This is a genomic window from Olsenella sp. Marseille-P4559, from assembly GCF_900605015.1.
In the GTDB taxonomy this organism is placed as follows: Bacteria; Actinomycetota; Coriobacteriia; order Coriobacteriales; family Atopobiaceae; genus Tractidigestivibacter.
This window is the reverse complement of sequence record NZ_LR027573.1, coordinates 80,375-94,926: the sequence shown is the minus strand read 5'-3', so window position 1 is coordinate 94,926 and position 14,552 is coordinate 80,375. Positions and strand designations below refer to the sequence as shown.

At 65.0% G+C, this 14,552-nt stretch carries 13 protein-coding genes; 11 read left to right on the top strand and 2 right to left on the bottom strand.

Annotated elements, in window-relative coordinates:
• Positions 1-43 precede the first annotated feature (43 nt).
• The 6 genes from E0E00_RS00465 (at position 44) to E0E00_RS00440 (ending at position 4,399) form a co-directional block, all read left to right on the top strand.
• Positions 44-763 (top strand): LytTR family DNA-binding domain-containing protein, encoded by a 720-nt coding sequence (locus E0E00_RS00465; RefSeq protein WP_207302591.1) that lies wholly within the window; start codon positions 44-46, stop codon positions 761-763.
• Positions 764-790: 27 nt separating this feature from the next.
• Complete coding sequence (locus tag E0E00_RS00460; RefSeq protein ID WP_130811620.1) at positions 791-1,255, top strand: metallophosphoesterase; 465 nt, start codon at positions 791-793, stop codon at positions 1,253-1,255.
• A gap of 192 nt (positions 1,256-1,447) precedes the next feature.
• Entirely contained in the window at positions 1,448-1,972 is a 525-nt protein-coding gene (locus E0E00_RS00455) for a hypothetical protein (protein ID WP_130810401.1), read from the top strand.
• Positions 1,973-2,537: 565 nt separating this feature from the next.
• Positions 2,538-3,050 (top strand): Spy0128 family protein, encoded by a 513-nt coding sequence (locus E0E00_RS14820; protein ID WP_130810399.1) that lies wholly within the window; start codon positions 2,538-2,540, stop codon positions 3,048-3,050.
• On the top strand, positions 3,014-3,511 hold the full coding sequence (locus E0E00_RS00445; protein ID WP_242622146.1) for a Cna B-type domain-containing protein: 498 nt from the start codon (positions 3,014-3,016) through the stop codon (positions 3,509-3,511). Before E0E00_RS14820 ends, E0E00_RS00445 begins: the two co-directional genes overlap by 37 nt.
• Positions 3,512-3,691: 180 nt before the next feature.
• Positions 3,692-4,399 carry an HAD-IIB family hydrolase gene (locus tag E0E00_RS00440; RefSeq protein WP_165443472.1) on the top strand — a complete coding sequence of 236 codons (708 nt, stop codon included), beginning with the start codon at positions 3,692-3,694 and terminating at the stop codon, positions 4,397-4,399.
• Positions 4,400-4,644: 245 nt separating this feature from the next.
• On the opposite strand, the gene E0E00_RS00435 is transcribed toward E0E00_RS00440, so the two are convergent.
• Together E0E00_RS00435 and E0E00_RS00430 are read right to left on the bottom strand one after the other, a co-directional pair.
• Positions 4,645-5,952, bottom strand: a complete 1,308-nt coding sequence (locus E0E00_RS00435; RefSeq protein ID WP_130810392.1) for an alpha-amylase family glycosyl hydrolase — start codon at positions 5,950-5,952, stop codon at positions 4,645-4,647.
• A 116-nt stretch (positions 5,953-6,068) separates the two neighbouring features.
• Positions 6,069-6,887 (bottom strand): spermidine synthase, encoded by an 819-nt coding sequence (locus E0E00_RS00430; RefSeq protein ID WP_130810390.1) that lies wholly within the window; start codon positions 6,885-6,887, stop codon positions 6,069-6,071.
• A gap of 177 nt (positions 6,888-7,064) precedes the next feature.
• On the opposite strand from E0E00_RS00430, the gene tatA reads away from it, so the two are divergent.
• The 5 genes from tatA (at position 7,065) to disA (ending at position 14,540) form a co-directional block, all read left to right on the top strand.
• Entirely contained in the window at positions 7,065-7,421 is a 357-nt protein-coding gene (gene tatA / locus E0E00_RS00425; protein ID WP_130810388.1) for a twin-arginine translocase TatA/TatE family subunit, read from the top strand.
• A 51-nt stretch (positions 7,422-7,472) separates the two neighbouring features.
• Positions 7,473-7,952, top strand: a complete 480-nt coding sequence (gene greA, locus E0E00_RS00420) for a transcription elongation factor GreA (protein ID WP_130810386.1) — start codon at positions 7,473-7,475, stop codon at positions 7,950-7,952.
• A 410-nt stretch (positions 7,953-8,362) separates the two neighbouring features.
• Positions 8,363-10,612: a lysine--tRNA ligase gene (gene lysS / locus E0E00_RS00415; protein ID WP_130810384.1), complete on the top strand. Its 2,250-nt coding sequence runs from the start codon at positions 8,363-8,365 to the stop codon at positions 10,610-10,612.
• A 150-nt stretch (positions 10,613-10,762) separates the two neighbouring features.
• Positions 10,763-13,363, top strand: a complete 2,601-nt coding sequence (locus tag E0E00_RS00410; protein ID WP_130810382.1) for an ATP-dependent Clp protease ATP-binding subunit — start codon at positions 10,763-10,765, stop codon at positions 13,361-13,363.
• A 97-nt stretch (positions 13,364-13,460) separates the two neighbouring features.
• Entirely contained in the window at positions 13,461-14,540 is a 1,080-nt protein-coding gene (gene disA / locus E0E00_RS00405) for a DNA integrity scanning diadenylate cyclase DisA (protein WP_130810379.1), read from the top strand.
• Positions 14,541-14,552: the final 12 nt, after the last annotated feature.

The following is a 14,552-nucleotide window of genomic DNA, read 5'->3' as shown; positions in this document are numbered from 1 at the left end:
CTGCGGCGGGACGTGTGTCGCAGTCGGAAGGTAGGTTGTTGTAATGCTGCGTGCGATGATTGTCGATGACGAGGCACCCGCCCGTTCCGAACTGCGCTACCTCCTCGAGGAGACCGGGCGCGTCGATGCCATCACCGAGGCATCAAGCGCGCGCGAGGCGGTCGAGAGGCTCATGGAGGCGCGGGCCGATGTGATCTTTCTTGATGTCTCCATGCCCAAGACCAACGGCATGCAGCTTGCAGAGGCCCTCCACAAGCTCAAGAACCCGCCGGCGGTTGTCTTCGTGACCGCCTACAGCGAGTACGCACTGGAGGCCTTTGACGTGGACGCAATCGACTATCTCATGAAGCCGGTCGAGACGGACCGTCTCAACCAGGCCCTGGACAAGGTGCAGTCCCGCGTCAAGCCGCAGCCCCAATCGCACTCCTCCGTGGAGCGCATTCCCGTGGTGAAGAGCGGTCGCAAGGTGCTCGTCCCCATCGACCAGATTCGCTACATCGAGGCCAAGGACGACTACTCCTGCATCTACACGGACGATGACCGCTACCTCTCGACCATCTCTCTGGCCAAACTCGAGCAGAAGCTCGCGCCACACGGCTTCTTCCGCGTGCACCGCGGCTACATCGTGAACCTTGAGTATGTCGAGGACGTCGAGGTTGTCTCCAGCGGCATTCTCCAGCTGGGCGTCAATGGCATCGAGGGCAAGAAGATTTCGGTCTCGCGCAGACGCGTGGTCGCCCTCAAGCGTGCCCTTGGGCTCTAGGTGCTGGTAGGGCAGGGCGTGGCAAGGATGCGCTACGACATCGTCTCGGACACGCACGGGTATCTCTCGCCGCGTCTCCTGGACGAGCTTCAAGGGGCAGATGTTATCGTTCACGCGGGAGATATCTGCTCGGCGTCAGACTACCGCACGCTGCAAGAGATGGCCACGGTGCAGCTGTGCCTGGGCAATAACGACTGGTCCTACGACTTTGGCCCCGAGGTCAAGCGCCTCAAGGTCTTCTTCTCGAGTGGCCTGCGCTGGGAGGTTTGCCACTATCGCGAGAGGCTTGACCTCAAGATCTGCGACATCGCTATCTGCGGGCACACCCACCGCCCGTTTGTCGAGAAGGACCGGGCAACGGGCGTGCTTGTGATGAACCCGGGGAGCCCCACGCACCCTCGTGCCGGCGGCCCCAGCATGGGACGCGTTATCTGTGAGGGAGGCAAGGTCGTCTCGGCGCGGATCATTCCGCTTGATGAGGCACAAGAATGACTCGGTAGAGGTCCGCTGCAGGTGGGGGGCGACGGCATAGGCACGAGAAGGGCGGTACGAATGAGAAGGAAGTTGTGCTACCTCATGGGCGCAGTGCTCGCGCTCGGCATCTTCATGCCCGGAGGGACGATGCGCGCCATCGTCGATGAGGGCGCGGGGACGTAGCCCGTTGCCATCCAGGGTGACTCCCCGGTGGAAGGCGAGGGCGCCGAGGGGCTCGCCGCCCAGGAGGGCTTCCCCGACGAGGACGCGCCGCAGGCCGTCATAGGGGAGGGCACCCCAGAGCCCACGGCCGCCACGCTCCTGCGCGCACCGGGTGCGTCGGGCTTCCATGCGACCATCACCTTGAACAAGGACTCCTGCTCCGCCGGTTCCACGGCGATCTTCGCGGTCAAGTACACCATCGATCGGGGGTCCTTTCAGGAGGGCGGCACCATTACCGTGAGCATCCCGACGGAGGTCGCCAGCAAGGTGAGGCTCTCCGTCGACCCCCTGCACTTCAGCTCCGTCGCAGACAAGGGCGACGGGACGTGGGAGCTCACGTTCGGCCCTAATGCCCTGGTAGCGCTCGCCGGGTCGTTCAGCATGCACATCACGACAGCAGACGTCACCGAGCAGACCACCGCGCCCGTCCCCGTCGGAGGAGACTCGAGGGACCTCACCGTCATCCCCAGAGGCGGTGCCGGCGGGGTGGGAGCTACACCGACGCCATCATGAAGGACGCCAGCGACGGCAAGGTCAGCTATGGTGACTACGACTACTCGGAGGGAATGGGCGACAATGCCGCCCAGATAGGGGTGTATGACTCGACCAGCGACGAGACCATCGGCTACCGCCTGTTCGTGAACAACAAGCGCGCCACGATGGGCAGCGTCACCGTCATCGACACGCTGCCCGACGGCATGGGCTTCGACCGCACCCGCGACGTCCGCGTCACGACCCCCTCGGGGGAGGTGCTCGACCCCTCCCTGTACTCCGTGAGCATCAGCGGCCAGCAACTCGCCTTCAGCTACCCGGGGACGCTGACCGACACCGTCTGGGTCTACTACTGGGCCAGCGCCAGGGGAGGCACCGGCGTCAAGTACACCAACCGAGCCGAGATCAACTACCGGTCCGGCGGCACGACCTACCAGGGGCACCGCAACTACGTGCTCCAGGGCAGCGACTACAACGCGGCGTGCGGTGAGAAGGGCGTCGACAAGACCGTCGTCTCGTCCGACCCCGCCGACCAGCGGGTCACCCACACCAGGACGTCCCCGAGGGCTACGCGGTGGAGGACAGCGTGGGAGCCAACACCACCAAGACCCCGAAGATGCCGACCGTGCAGCTGGGCGCGACCAAGACCGTCGACGGGCAAGCGCCGGGCTCCGGCCAGGCGTTCGCGTTCCAGCTCTGCGACGGGCAGGGCGAGGTCCTGCAGGAGAAGCAGAACGATGGCGGGACCGTACCCTTTGACAAGCTCGTCTACTCCGAGGACGGTCTCGCTGCTGACGGCAGCGACTCGACCATGCGCTACGCCGCCGGGGAGAAGGCGGGAGACAGTCCCTCCTACGCCTACGACGATACGGTCTACGACGTGGCCGTCACCCTGCACAGGGAGACGGCCCCCCACGGCAGGACGACCGTCACCGCGACGCCCGCCATCACCAAGGCGGGACCCCGGTCGCCTCGATGGCGTTCGACAACAAGTCGAGCACCACGTCGGTCCCTGTCACCAAGAGGTGGGTCGGCCCCGAGGGCGGCCCCGTCACCGTCCGCCTGCTGGCCGACGGGGTGGACACCGGCAAGACGCTGACGCTCTCGGCCGAGGGCGGCTGGGCGGGCTCCTTCGACGGCCTCGCCAAGCACGTCGGCGGCCGCAAGATCGCCTACGCCGTCTCCGAGGACCCGGTCGAGGGGTACACCCCCGAGGTCTCCGGCGACGCCGCATCCGGCTTCACCGTGACCAACACCGAGAGGCCCAAGCCCGATGAGCCTGACACCCCAGACGAGCCGACCTCCCCGGACAAGGGCCGTGGCCGCATACCGCAGGCCGGCGACGAGGGCACGCCGCCCGTCGCCCTGCTGGCCGTGGCGGCCCTCGCACGTCGTTGGGCGCCCGAGGCGGAGGGAGAAGACGTTGCCATGAAGAGTGGGCGCCGGATGAGGTCGTCCCGGTCGGCGACCATGCCGCGCTCGTCCATAAGAAGGTCGGCTTGCTGTTCGAAGGTGAGGAAGGGCTTGGTGTATTCCATAGACAAGACGACCTTTAGATAGGCGAAAGCCCGCCAGTGTGCATCGTAGAGAGGCCAGGCGGGCTTACTAAGGGCATCATACCACGGGAGATGGAGACGATATGGGTTCCGTCTACGAATCCACGGAGGGGGTCGTTATGGTCCCGAGCGCGATGCCGCCGTTGCTCCAATCTCGGCAGCGGGCCTGCGCGCAGGCAAGGTCGTGACAATCGCCACCGGGCGCAGTTCGAGCCTGGTGCGCCCCTATCGCGTGCAGCTGGAGGGGGTGTCCTACGCCATTCTCACGAGCGGCGCGCAGATTGTCGATCTTCTTCACGGGCGCACGCTGGCCGAGCGCACCTTTGATTCCGATATCATCCTGCGGCTCCTCAAGACGCATGAGGGCAAGGACGTGATGCTTGAGGTCCTTGCGGGTATGGAGGCCTACCAGCCCGTCGGAAGCCTCGAGCGCCTGCCGCGCTATGGGCTCGAGGGGTTCTACGACACGTTCAAGAGCGCCTGTCACTTTGTGCCAGACGTCGAGGAGTGGCTCCTCTCGCATCCTGGTGTCGTGTCCAAGTACATCATGCATCCCGCCGTTGGTACGTATGTGACCGACGTTTTGCAACGCATCGAGGAGCAGGGCATTCCCGTGGAGCCGACCTTCTCCACGGCGAACTCGCTGGAGCTTTCTCCCAAGGACGTGAGCAAAGGCGCCGCACTGGTGGAGCTGTGCCAGCTGCTTGGGATTCCGGTCGAGAAGGGCGTTGCCATCGGAGACTCCGGGAACGACCTCGACATGCTGCGCGATGCTGGCCTGGGCATTGCCATGGGCAACGCGTCGTCCGATGTGCTGGCGGCTGCGGACGTCGTTGTTGCCGACAACGACCATGGCGGCTGTGCCGAGGCCATCTACACCTATCTGCTGTGAGACAAGGGACAAGGGAAGGGGACAGTCCCCTTGTCTCATGGCGGCTTTTGCCGGTTGTGCGTACGCACAACCCCCATCCGCTGCCAGGGCCTTCTCGCCCACCTGGGCAAATGCCAGGGCAATGTCAAAGGAGCCCGGTTGTGCGTACGCACGACCGGGCCTATCTGCCAGCGAGCATCTTTTGGGCCGTGCTGCCTCGCCTACGCCCCCCTCGGGTGCGACTTGCGATTCCGGCAGGTCCCATGCTAGACGCCCCAGGCGCACTCCACGTGTGCCGTGACCACGATGGGCGAGCCCGAGCACGAGAGGTGCCCGTCGGTCACGGCCACCGCAGACCCGTCGATAAGGTTCGTGTAGGCGCCGTCGGGCAGCTCCACCTCGACGGATGCCGAGCGGGACCTCAGCGAGAACACCCCCACCTTGCGCTCGCCCCCGTGCTCGCGGCGCAGGACGGCGATGTCGTTCTCGTCGTCTGCCGCCACAAAGAAGGCGTCGTCGGCGTCTAGCGTGTCGTGCTTGATCTGGGCCATGCGGCGCATGAGCCCCGAGAGGTCCGTGCCCGTATCCCAGGAGATGGTGTCGCGGTCGAAGAGGCTGGGAAGATGATCGCATGCGGCCTCTTGGCCGGCGTAGACGAGCGTCGTGCCCTTCTTGAAGTAGAGCATGGCGGTGTAGTTGCGCAAATCAGATTCGCCCGTCACGTGCGAGGCTATGCGCGGCACGTCATGGTTCTCGAGAAAGCGCAGCTTGTCGTAGTTCTGGGGATAGAGGTTCTCCTGGAAGTCGAGAAGGTCGAGGTAGCACGAGAGGGGCGTCTCGCCCTTGAGGTAGCGCTCGAATGCCTCCTGAACGTCGTACTCGTACTCCATGTCGAAGGCCTCGAACGCCTCGGAGTCGCGCGCGCACGTCATGCCGGCAGCGCGGCAGGCCGCGCCAAACGAGCGGTGGACCGTCTCGGCAAGCCACATGCAGCCCGGGTGGACCTCCTCGACAGCCGTACGCGCGCGCTTCCAGAATTCGACGGGCACGAAGGAGGCGACGTCGCAGCGGAAGCCATCGACGATGCGGGCCCACTGGCACAGGGTCTCTATCTGGTAGTCCCAGAGCGCCGAGACGCTGTAGTCAAGGTCGATGACATCGGACCAGTCTCCCACGTGGTTCCCGGGCCGGCCGTCGGGCTTGCGGAAGAAGAACTCCGGGTGCTCGTCGTAAAGGACGGAGTCAGGGGAGGTGTGGTTGTACACCACGTCGATCATGCACTTCATGCCCTCGGCGTGGATGGCATCCACCAGCGCGCGGAAGTCACCCATGGTGCCATGCTCGGGATTCACCGTGCGGTAGTCGCGGTTTGCGTAGGGGCTTCCCAGCGTGCCCTTGCGATTCTTCTCGCCAATGGGGTGGATGGGCATGAGCCACACGACGTCGGTGCCCAGCGCGTGGATGCGAGGCAGGTCAGGGATCACGGCGCGAAACGTGCCCTCGGGGGTGTGGTTGCGCACAAAGACGGAGTAGATGACAAGGTTTCTAAGAGAGGTGCTGGTGTCTTGTGCCATGAGGATCCCTTCTCGGCGATGCCGGGCATTGCGTCTGATGCCCATGGTGGACCATCGCGCCGCGGGACGCAATGCTTGTTTAAACAAGATGGCCGCAAGTGGACGGGCGAACGGCGCTACTTCACGACCACGGCACCCTCTGGTAGCGTCAGCGATGCATCATCGGTCGCAATGAGGACGTTGTTTCCGCGGTCCCCGGGCTTGTCGGGCCACTCGGGTACGTAGGCCACGCGTGCGAACTGCGCCGAGAAGGCCCGCTCGACTTCCGCAAGGATGCGTGACTTGCGCCCCTCGGTGGAGCAGCGCAGGTTGGCAAGGTACACCCCGCCCGGGGTGAGCTTCTCGTGGATAAGGCGTGCGCCCCCATCGGTTCCCAGCTGGCCGAGCGGACGGTTGCCCGAGAAGGCGTCGTTCACGATGATGTCGTAGGGCTTCTCAGCGCGGCGTAGGTAGGCCCACCCGTCGTCATCCACAAGGGAAATGCGGTTCGCGCCGTACTGCTCGATGAGGTCATCGAGAAAGAAGCGCTCGCGTGCAATTGCGGTGACACGCGGATCGACCTCGACGGCGTCAACGTGGAGCTTGGGCCTGTGCGCCACGAGCCACTTGGGCAGGGAGTAACCGCCGCCGCCGATGACCAAGGCACGCGTGGCGTTGGGCAGGTCGTAGCTCACCTCGGCCATGGTGCGGTGGTAGACGCAGGCAAGCTCAAAGCGCAGCTCGTCGGGAAGGTAGCAGACGCTCTGGAAGGTGCCGTTGACGTTGAGCAGGCGCACCGGCGTGCCGTCGTCGTCTGCCGCCTCAAAGATGAGCGCGGGGCCAAACTTGGTCCGGCGCATCTCGACGCCACGGCGCCTGAGCAGCCATGGCAGTGCCAAAACGATGGCAAACAGGACCCACGAAACGATCACCAGGACTAGCAGCCAAGTTGGCACAAGCGCTCCTAACAGGGGAAACCGGAAGTGTTGTGATGGCGGGGCAGGCGACTTGAGAGGTCCCGGGCAAACTCCCGGTTTATATTGTGAGCAGTAAACATCCTCGGCTATACTAGCGGATGCGGCAGTGCGCGACGTGTGCCTGCTCCATTCATCCACATCTAGGAGGACCTGACCATGTTTCTTGGACTTGGCATTCCCGAGCTGCTCATCATCGTTGTCGTTGTGCTGATCATCTTTGGGCCCAAGAACCTTCCCAAGCTCGGCTCCGCCCTCGGCAAGACCGTCAAGAACGTGCGCGAGGGAATGGAAGAGGGCGACGAGGGCGATAAGGACTCCAAGAAGGCTGAGGAGCCCAAGGCGGCCGAGGCCGAGGATGTCGTCGCTGACGAGGATGACGCCGACATCGAGGACGCTGCCGCCGAGAAGGCCGGGGCTGGCGATAAGGATGTTCAGTTCTGCCCCAAATGCGGTGCCGAGAACCCTGCCGACGCCGCCTTCTGCAAGAAGTGCGGCGCCAGGCTGGGCGAGTAGCCCAAGCGCCTAGCGCACGTACCTCCCACGCACTACGAGGAAAGCAGAATCATGGATAACAGCAAGGAAATCACTCTTACCGCCGAGGGTCGCCAGAAGCTCGTTGACGAGCTGGCGTACCGTGAGGGCGAGCTTCGCGACGAGATCGTCGAGCGCCTGAAGGAGGCCCGCTCCTTCGGCGACCTCTCGGAGAACTCCGAGTATGACGCTGCCAAGGAGGAGCAGTCCCAGAACGAGTCCAAGATCGCCGAGATTCGCCAGACCCTCTCGGTGGCAAGGGTCGTCGAGGGTACCCAGCACGGTGGCATTAGGGTCTCCATTGGCACTGTCGTCGAACTCGAGGATGAGCGTGGCAAGAAGACCAAGTTCACCATCGTGGGCACCACCGAGACCAACTCGCTCGAGCACAAGATCTCGAACGAGTCTCCCGCTGGCCAGGCCCTCATCGGCTGCGGCAAGGGTGACCAGGTCGAGTTCATCACGCCTGCTGGCAAGACCAAGGGCTACACGGTTGTGGGCATTGCTCGATAGAGCAAACGCCTCATGCGCTGCGACTTGGGCCCCTCTTCGGAGGGACCTTTTTTCTCGGTCTGCCTGCCCGGAGGAGAGGGCCGCTGCGGCACCGGCTTGACGCCGTGGCACACGCCTCGGCAGCCTCCCACGTCGCTAGCCCTTCCCCAGCCGTGATTATTGCGCGCAACTTTGGGATTCGTGCAGGGCCAACTGGGAAAACGCCGAGACAAGACAAAATGCCGCGCAATAATGCCGGGCTCCTGCAGCTGCCCACATCCGCGCGCTTCTCGGCACCGAGAAACCCGGCGTGCCAACGCGCCAGCCAAATCGCTACAGTACAATGGTCTGTGCCGTGGTCGCATTGCACCGTCGGCCAGGCATGGGAGAGAGATCGCGCCGACAGGCGCATGTGAGCACTAGGAGCAGCAATGGCCGACCAGAGCAAGACCGGCGAGAACAACACCAATGACGAGAGGGCCCAGCGCCGCGCCCGCCGTCAGGCGCTCATCGACGCGGGCGTGGACCCCTATCCCATACGGTCCAACGTCACCGCCCATGCGGCCGAGCTGGAGCAAAGGTACGCCAACCTGCAGGACGGCGAGGACACAACCGACGAGGTCACCGTGGCGGGGCGCGTTCGCGCCTTCCGCGACTCGGGAAAGATTGCCTTCGTGGTGCTGGAGGACGCCACCGGTCAGATTCAGCTGTTCTGCCGCGTGAACAACTTCGCTCCCGCCGACTGGGGCCTGCTCAAGCAGGTCGACCTGGGTGACATCGTGGAGGCCACGGGTGTCGTGGTGCGCACGCGTCGCGGGCAGCTGTCAGTTAGCCCCACCAGCGTGCGTCCGCTCTCCAAGTCGCTGCGTCCGCTGCCCGAGAAGTTCCACGGCCTTACGGACCGTGAGGTCCGCTACCGCCAGCGCTACGTCGACCTCATCATGAACCCAGAGGTGCGTGACGTGTTCCGCCGTCGCTCCGCCATCGTGAGCCTGATCCGGCGCTACATGGAGGCCGACGGCTACATGGAGGTCGAGACCCCCATGATGCACGCCATCATGGGCGGCGCGAACGCCAAGCCGTTCGTCACGCACTTCAACGCGCTCGACCGCGACTTCTACCTGCGCATCGCCACCGAGCTGCCGCTCAAGCGCCTCATCGTGGGCGGCATGGAGCGCGTGTTCGAGATTGGCCGCCAGTTCCGCAACGAGGGCATGGACCTCACGCACAACCCCGAGTTCACCACGATGGAGGCCTACTGCGCCTATTCCGACCTCGACGGCATGAAGCGGCTCACCGAGGGCCTCTTCAAGGCCATCGCGCGCGAGGTCTGCGGCTGCGAGGAGGGTCACGAGGCCATCACGTACCAGGGCCAGGAGGTCGACATGAGCGGCACGTGGCGCTCGGTGGCCCTCTCCGAGGTGGCTTCGCAGGTCGTGGGCGAGCACGTGGACATGGACACGCCCATCGAGCACCTTCGCGGGCTCTGCGCGGCCCACGGCATCGATGTCGAGGAGGGTTGGGGCGCCGGCAAGCTCCTCTTCGAGCTCTACGACGAGTTGGGCGAGTCCACGCTCGTGAACCCCACCTTTGTGTGCGACTACCCCGAGGAGGTGAGCCCACTTGCCAAGCGCAAGGAGGAGGACCCACGCCTCACCGACCGCTTCGAGCTCGTGATCTGCGGCCATGAGTACGCGAACGCCTTCTCCGAGCTGAACGACCCCGTCGACCAGGCCGGCCGCTTTGCCGAGCAGGTCGCGGCCAAGGGCATGGGTGACGACGAGGCCATGGGCTACGACTACGACTACGTGCGCGCGCTCGAGTACGGCATGCCTCCCGCGGGTGGCATTGGCTACGGCATCGACCGCATGGTCATGCTCTTCTGCGACCAGCCCGCCATCCGTGACGTGCTGCTCTTCCCGCAGATGAAGCCCGAGGTCGTGACCAAGGCCGACATCGCCTCGCAGCTCCCGGAGGCAACGGACAGCGCCGCCTCTGTCGACGCCATTGCCGACGATGCCGAGACGGGCGCCTCCCAGGAGGTCGCGCGCGAGTCGGCGGAGCCTGCGCTCTCGACCGGCCTCACGCGCGACCAGGCGCTCTCCCTGCTTCGGCGCCACAACAAGGACCCCTTCCACATCCAGCACGCCGAGACCCTCGAGGGCCTCATGCGCCATTACGCCGAGAGGTACGACCCCGCCAACGTCGACTTCTGGGGACAGGTGGGCCTTCTCCACGACCTTGACTGGGAGGAGTCCCAAGACCCCGTGCGGCACACGGTGAGGGCGGGCGAGCTCATCGAGGCCGAGGGCGGTACGCCCGAGCTGGTGCATGCCATCCAGACGCACAACTCCGACAACAACCCCTACCTGCCCCAGCCCGAGGCCAGGATGGAGCGCGTGCTCTACGCGGCCGACGAGCTTAGCGGCCTCATCCAGGCAGCCGTCCTCATGCGCCCCAGCAAGTCGGTCATGGACCTCGAGGTCAAGTCGCTCAAGAAGAAGTTCAAGGACAAGCGCTTCGCCGCCGGCTGCAGCCGCGACGTTATCCGCCGTGGTGCCGAGCTCAACGGCATGGAGCTCGACGACCTGTTCGCAAGCATGATCTGCGCCATGCGCGCCATCGCGCCCGACCGTGATGAGTGGCTCGCCGCGCACCTCGAGGATTCCGAGAAGCAATAGCATACGTTTTCGTCCGTGTGTTTGCCCGTCCGTGCGCGTGGGTAAACACACAGCCAAGAAGACGTCGCGGGGCATGCCACCCTATGCGCGGGCCTTCGGGTCCGCGCATTTCGTAGCCCCCCCCGCATGGCACTGAGGAGACATCAGCGCATGTTCGAGAAATTCACCGACAGGGCCAGGAAGGTCATGAGCTTGGCCCAGGACGAGGCGAGGAGCCTCGGCCAGATGTACGTGGGCACGGAGCACCTGCTCCTGGCCCTCATCAAGGAGGGGGACGGCGTCGCTGCCAAGGCGCTCGCGAAGCTCGACGTCACATACGACGAGACGCTCGCCACCGTGAAGCAGATCTCCCAGGACGAGACCGAGCCCGTCCCCGGCGGGCACATCCCCTTCACACCGCGCACCAAGCGTGTGCTGGAGGCCGCATACCGCGAGACCATGACCCACGGCCAGACCTACATCACCACCGAGCACCTGCTCCTGGGCATTGTGTCCGAGGGCAACGGCCGTGCCATGGACGCGCTGCGCGCCATGGGCGTCTCGGGCGACGCGGTGCGCAACGCCGTGAGCGAGCTCGTGTCCAAGAAGGCCGAGGAGGAGGGCCAGTCCGCTGCCGAGGTCCGCATGGACTCCAGCACCTTCATGGGCATGGGGTCTGCCCAGTCCTCCTCGGACGATGGCTCCATGCTTGAGAAGTATGGCCGCAACCTCACCAAGCTCGCCGAGGCGGGCAGGCTCGACCCCGTGCTCGACCGTGACCGCGAGATCGAGCGCGTTATGCAGGTGCTCGCGCGTAGGCAGAAGAACAACCCGCTCATCCTGGGCGACCCAGGCGTTGGCAAGACGGCCGTCGTCGAGGGCCTGGCTCAGCTCATCTCCGCCGGCAACGTGCCCGACATTCTCCGCGGCAAGCAGATCTGGACGCTCGACGTGGCATCGCTCGTGGCAGGCTCCAAGTACCGCGGCGAGTTCGAGGAGCGCATGAAGAAGGTTGTCGCCGAGCTGGAGGACAACCCCAACGACATCCTCTTCATCGACGAGATCCACACCATCATTGGTGCGGGCTCCGCCGAGGGCTCGATCGACGCCGCCTCCATCCTGAAGCCGCCCCTCTCGCGCGGTGAGATCCAGGTCATCGGCGCCACCACGGCCGAGGAGTACCGCAAGCACATCGAGAAGGACTCCGCCTTCGAGCGCAGGTTCCAGCCGGTCAACATCGGCGAGCCCAGCCCCGAGGACACCCTCGAGATCCTGCATGGCCTGCAGAGCCGCTACGAGGAGCACCACCACGTCCGCTATACCGAGGGCGCGCTGAAGGCAGCCGTGACGCTGGCCGACCGCTACATCCAGGACCGCTTCCTGCCCGACAAGGCCATCGACGTCATCGACGAGGCCGGTGCCCGCACGCGCGTCCACAAGACCACGCTGCCCCCCGAGATCGCCCAGGTCGATGCCGAGCTTGCCCGCGTTCGCGACGAGAAGTCCAAGGCTGCCGCTGCCCAGGAGTTCGAGGACGCTGCCCGCCTGCGCGACCAGGAGAAGGAGCTTGTCTCCAAGCGAGACAAGCTTGAGGGCGCCTGGCGCGAGAGGCTCGCCCAGAACGTGGTGACCGTGGACGAGGATGACATCGCCGACGTCGTCTCGAGCATCACCGGGGTGCCCGTATCCAACCTCACCGAGGCCGAGGCCTCGAAGCTCCTGCGCTGCGAGGACGTTCTCCACCAGCGTGTCATTGGGCAGGACGAGGCCGTGACCAAGGTTGCGCGTGCCATCCGTCGCAGCCGCTCGCCCTTGAAGGACCCGCGCCGCCCCGGCGGCTCGTTCATCTTCCTGGGCCCCTCGGGCGTGGGCAAGACCGAGCTTGCCAAGGCGCTTGCCGCGTTCCTCTTCGGCTCGGAAGACGCGCTCATCACCTTCGACATGTCCGAGTTCATGGAGAAGCACACCGTCTCCAAGCTCGTCGGCGCGCCTCCGGGATACGTGGGCTATGACGAGGGCGGCGAGCTCACCAAGGCCGTGCGCAGGCGCCCGTACTCGGTCGTGCTCTTCGACGAGATCGAGAAGGCCCACCCTGACGTCTTCAACGTGCTGCTCCAGATTCTCGACGAGGGCAGGCTCACCGACGGCCAGGGTCGTCACGTGGACTTCTCCAACACGGTCATCATCATGACCTCCAACATCGGTGCGCGCGACATCGCGCAGACCACCACGATGGGCTTCTCGGCATCAGGTGCCTCGGGCCTCTCGGACAAGGAGATCACGAGCCGCGTGACCTCCGAGCTCAAGAAGCTCTTCCGCCCCGAGTTCCTGAACCGTGTGGACGAGATCGTGGTCTTCAAGTCGCTCACGGGCGAGCAACTCCGTGGCATCGTGGAACTCATGGTCTCTGACCTGCGCGATCGCCTCATCACCAACGGCATGTCGATCAACCTCAGCGATGCTGCGCGCGACCTTGTCGCCAAGCGTGGCACCGATCCGATCTACGGTGCGCGTCCGCTGCGCCGCGCCATCCAAACGCTCATCGAGGATCCGCTCTCGGAGGAGCTCCTGGAGGGCAAGTGGCAGCGTGGCGACATCATTGAGCTGGACGCCGACGGCGACGAGCTTGTGTTCTCCAAGGGCACAGGCGAGATTCCCGCTCCGCGCAAGCACGAGCACATGGAGCTTCCTTCGGCGCACGACCGCTGGTCTGTCGACTCCGGCGCTCACCGGTCGCCGCAGGAGGGAGGGCTTGCCGCGTCTGGCGTATAGGCCCACGGCCCAAGTGCCCCCGCTCGTCATATACTGCTATGAGGTTTGAGATTTCTCCGGCCCGCCTTGTGCGGGCCGGCGTGTCCGAGGAGGCGCCATGGATCCTGCCAAGCTAGACAAGGGGGCCCTCACCACCCAGCAGCGCATCGACGGCGCCATCAAGATGACGGCGCCGGGGACTGCCCTGCGTGTGGCCCTCGACATGATCATTGCCGGCCACCTGGGGGCCCTCATCTGCGTGGGCGACACCGAGAACGTGCTGGCTGCCGGCGATGACGGCTTCGCCATGGACGTCTCGTTCACCGCGAACCGACTCTTCGAGCTCTGCAAGATGGATGGCGCCGTCATTATCGACAAGGACCTCACCAAGATCTTGCGTGCCAACTACCACCTCAACCCGGATCCGTCGCTGCCCGCCACCGAGACGGGCACGCGCCATCGTACGGCAGCGCGCATGAGCCTGCTCACCAAGGCCATGGTCATCTCGGTCTCCGAGCGTCGTTCGGTGGTCAATGTGTACGTGGACGGCTGCGGCTACCAACTTCGTCCCGCCGCCGAGATCATGTCCACCGTGAACCAGCTCACTGCGGCCATGCAGAACACCCGCTCGCAGCTTGACCGCAGCCTCCAGCACCTCACCAGCCTGGAGCTCGACAACTTTGTCACGCTTGGTGACATCACGAACATCTTCTACCTGTTCGAGGTGCTCATGTCGGCGGGCGACGAGCTTGACCGCTGCATCGTCCAGCTGGGCACCTCTGGCCGCATCACCGAGATGCAGCGCGAGGAGTTCCTCGGTGACATGGACGAGGCCTACAACCTCATGATTCGCGACTATGCCAGGGACTCCTCCGAGGAGCATGCCCGTGCCATCCGCAAGCAGTTCCACGAGATGGCCAACCCGCAGCTGCGTTCGCCCAAGGTCGTCGCCCGCATCCTGGGCTACGACGAGGACTACGGCGAGGACACCATCATGACGCCGCTTGGCCTGCGCACCCTCTCGCGCGTCTCGGTGGTGCGCGAGGGCATGGCGGACAAGATCGTGGACGAGTACGGCTCGCTCCAAGAGATTCTCGAGGCGGCCGAGGACGACTCCTCCAAGCTGGGCGAGATTGGCGTCAGGAACCCAGATGCCCTGGCAAACAGCCTGCATCGCATGTGGGGGCAGAGCGAATGAGCGCACCAGAGG

What these genes read in the sequence shown, in the direction of transcription:
- E0E00_RS00465 (WP_207302591.1), top strand. Translation starts at nt 44, where the DNA reads ATGCTGCGTGCGATGATTGTCGATGACGAGGCACCCGCCCGTTCCGAA.
- E0E00_RS00410 (WP_130810382.1), top strand. Translation starts at nt 10,763, where the DNA reads ATGTTCGAGAAATTCACCGACAGGGCCAGGAAGGTCATGAGCTTGGCC.
- E0E00_RS00435 (WP_130810392.1), bottom strand. Translation starts at nt 5,952, where the DNA reads ATGGCACAAGACACCAGCACCTCTCTTAGAAACCTTGTCATCTACTCC.
- E0E00_RS00460 (WP_130811620.1), top strand. Translation starts at nt 791, where the DNA reads ATGCGCTACGACATCGTCTCGGACACGCACGGGTATCTCTCGCCGCGT.
- tatA (WP_130810388.1), top strand. Translation starts at nt 7,065, where the DNA reads ATGTTTCTTGGACTTGGCATTCCCGAGCTGCTCATCATCGTTGTCGTT.
- lysS (WP_130810384.1), top strand. Translation starts at nt 8,363, where the DNA reads ATGGCCGACCAGAGCAAGACCGGCGAGAACAACACCAATGACGAGAGG.
- disA (WP_130810379.1), top strand. Translation starts at nt 13,461, where the DNA reads ATGGATCCTGCCAAGCTAGACAAGGGGGCCCTCACCACCCAGCAGCGC.
- greA (WP_130810386.1), top strand. Translation starts at nt 7,473, where the DNA reads ATGGATAACAGCAAGGAAATCACTCTTACCGCCGAGGGTCGCCAGAAG.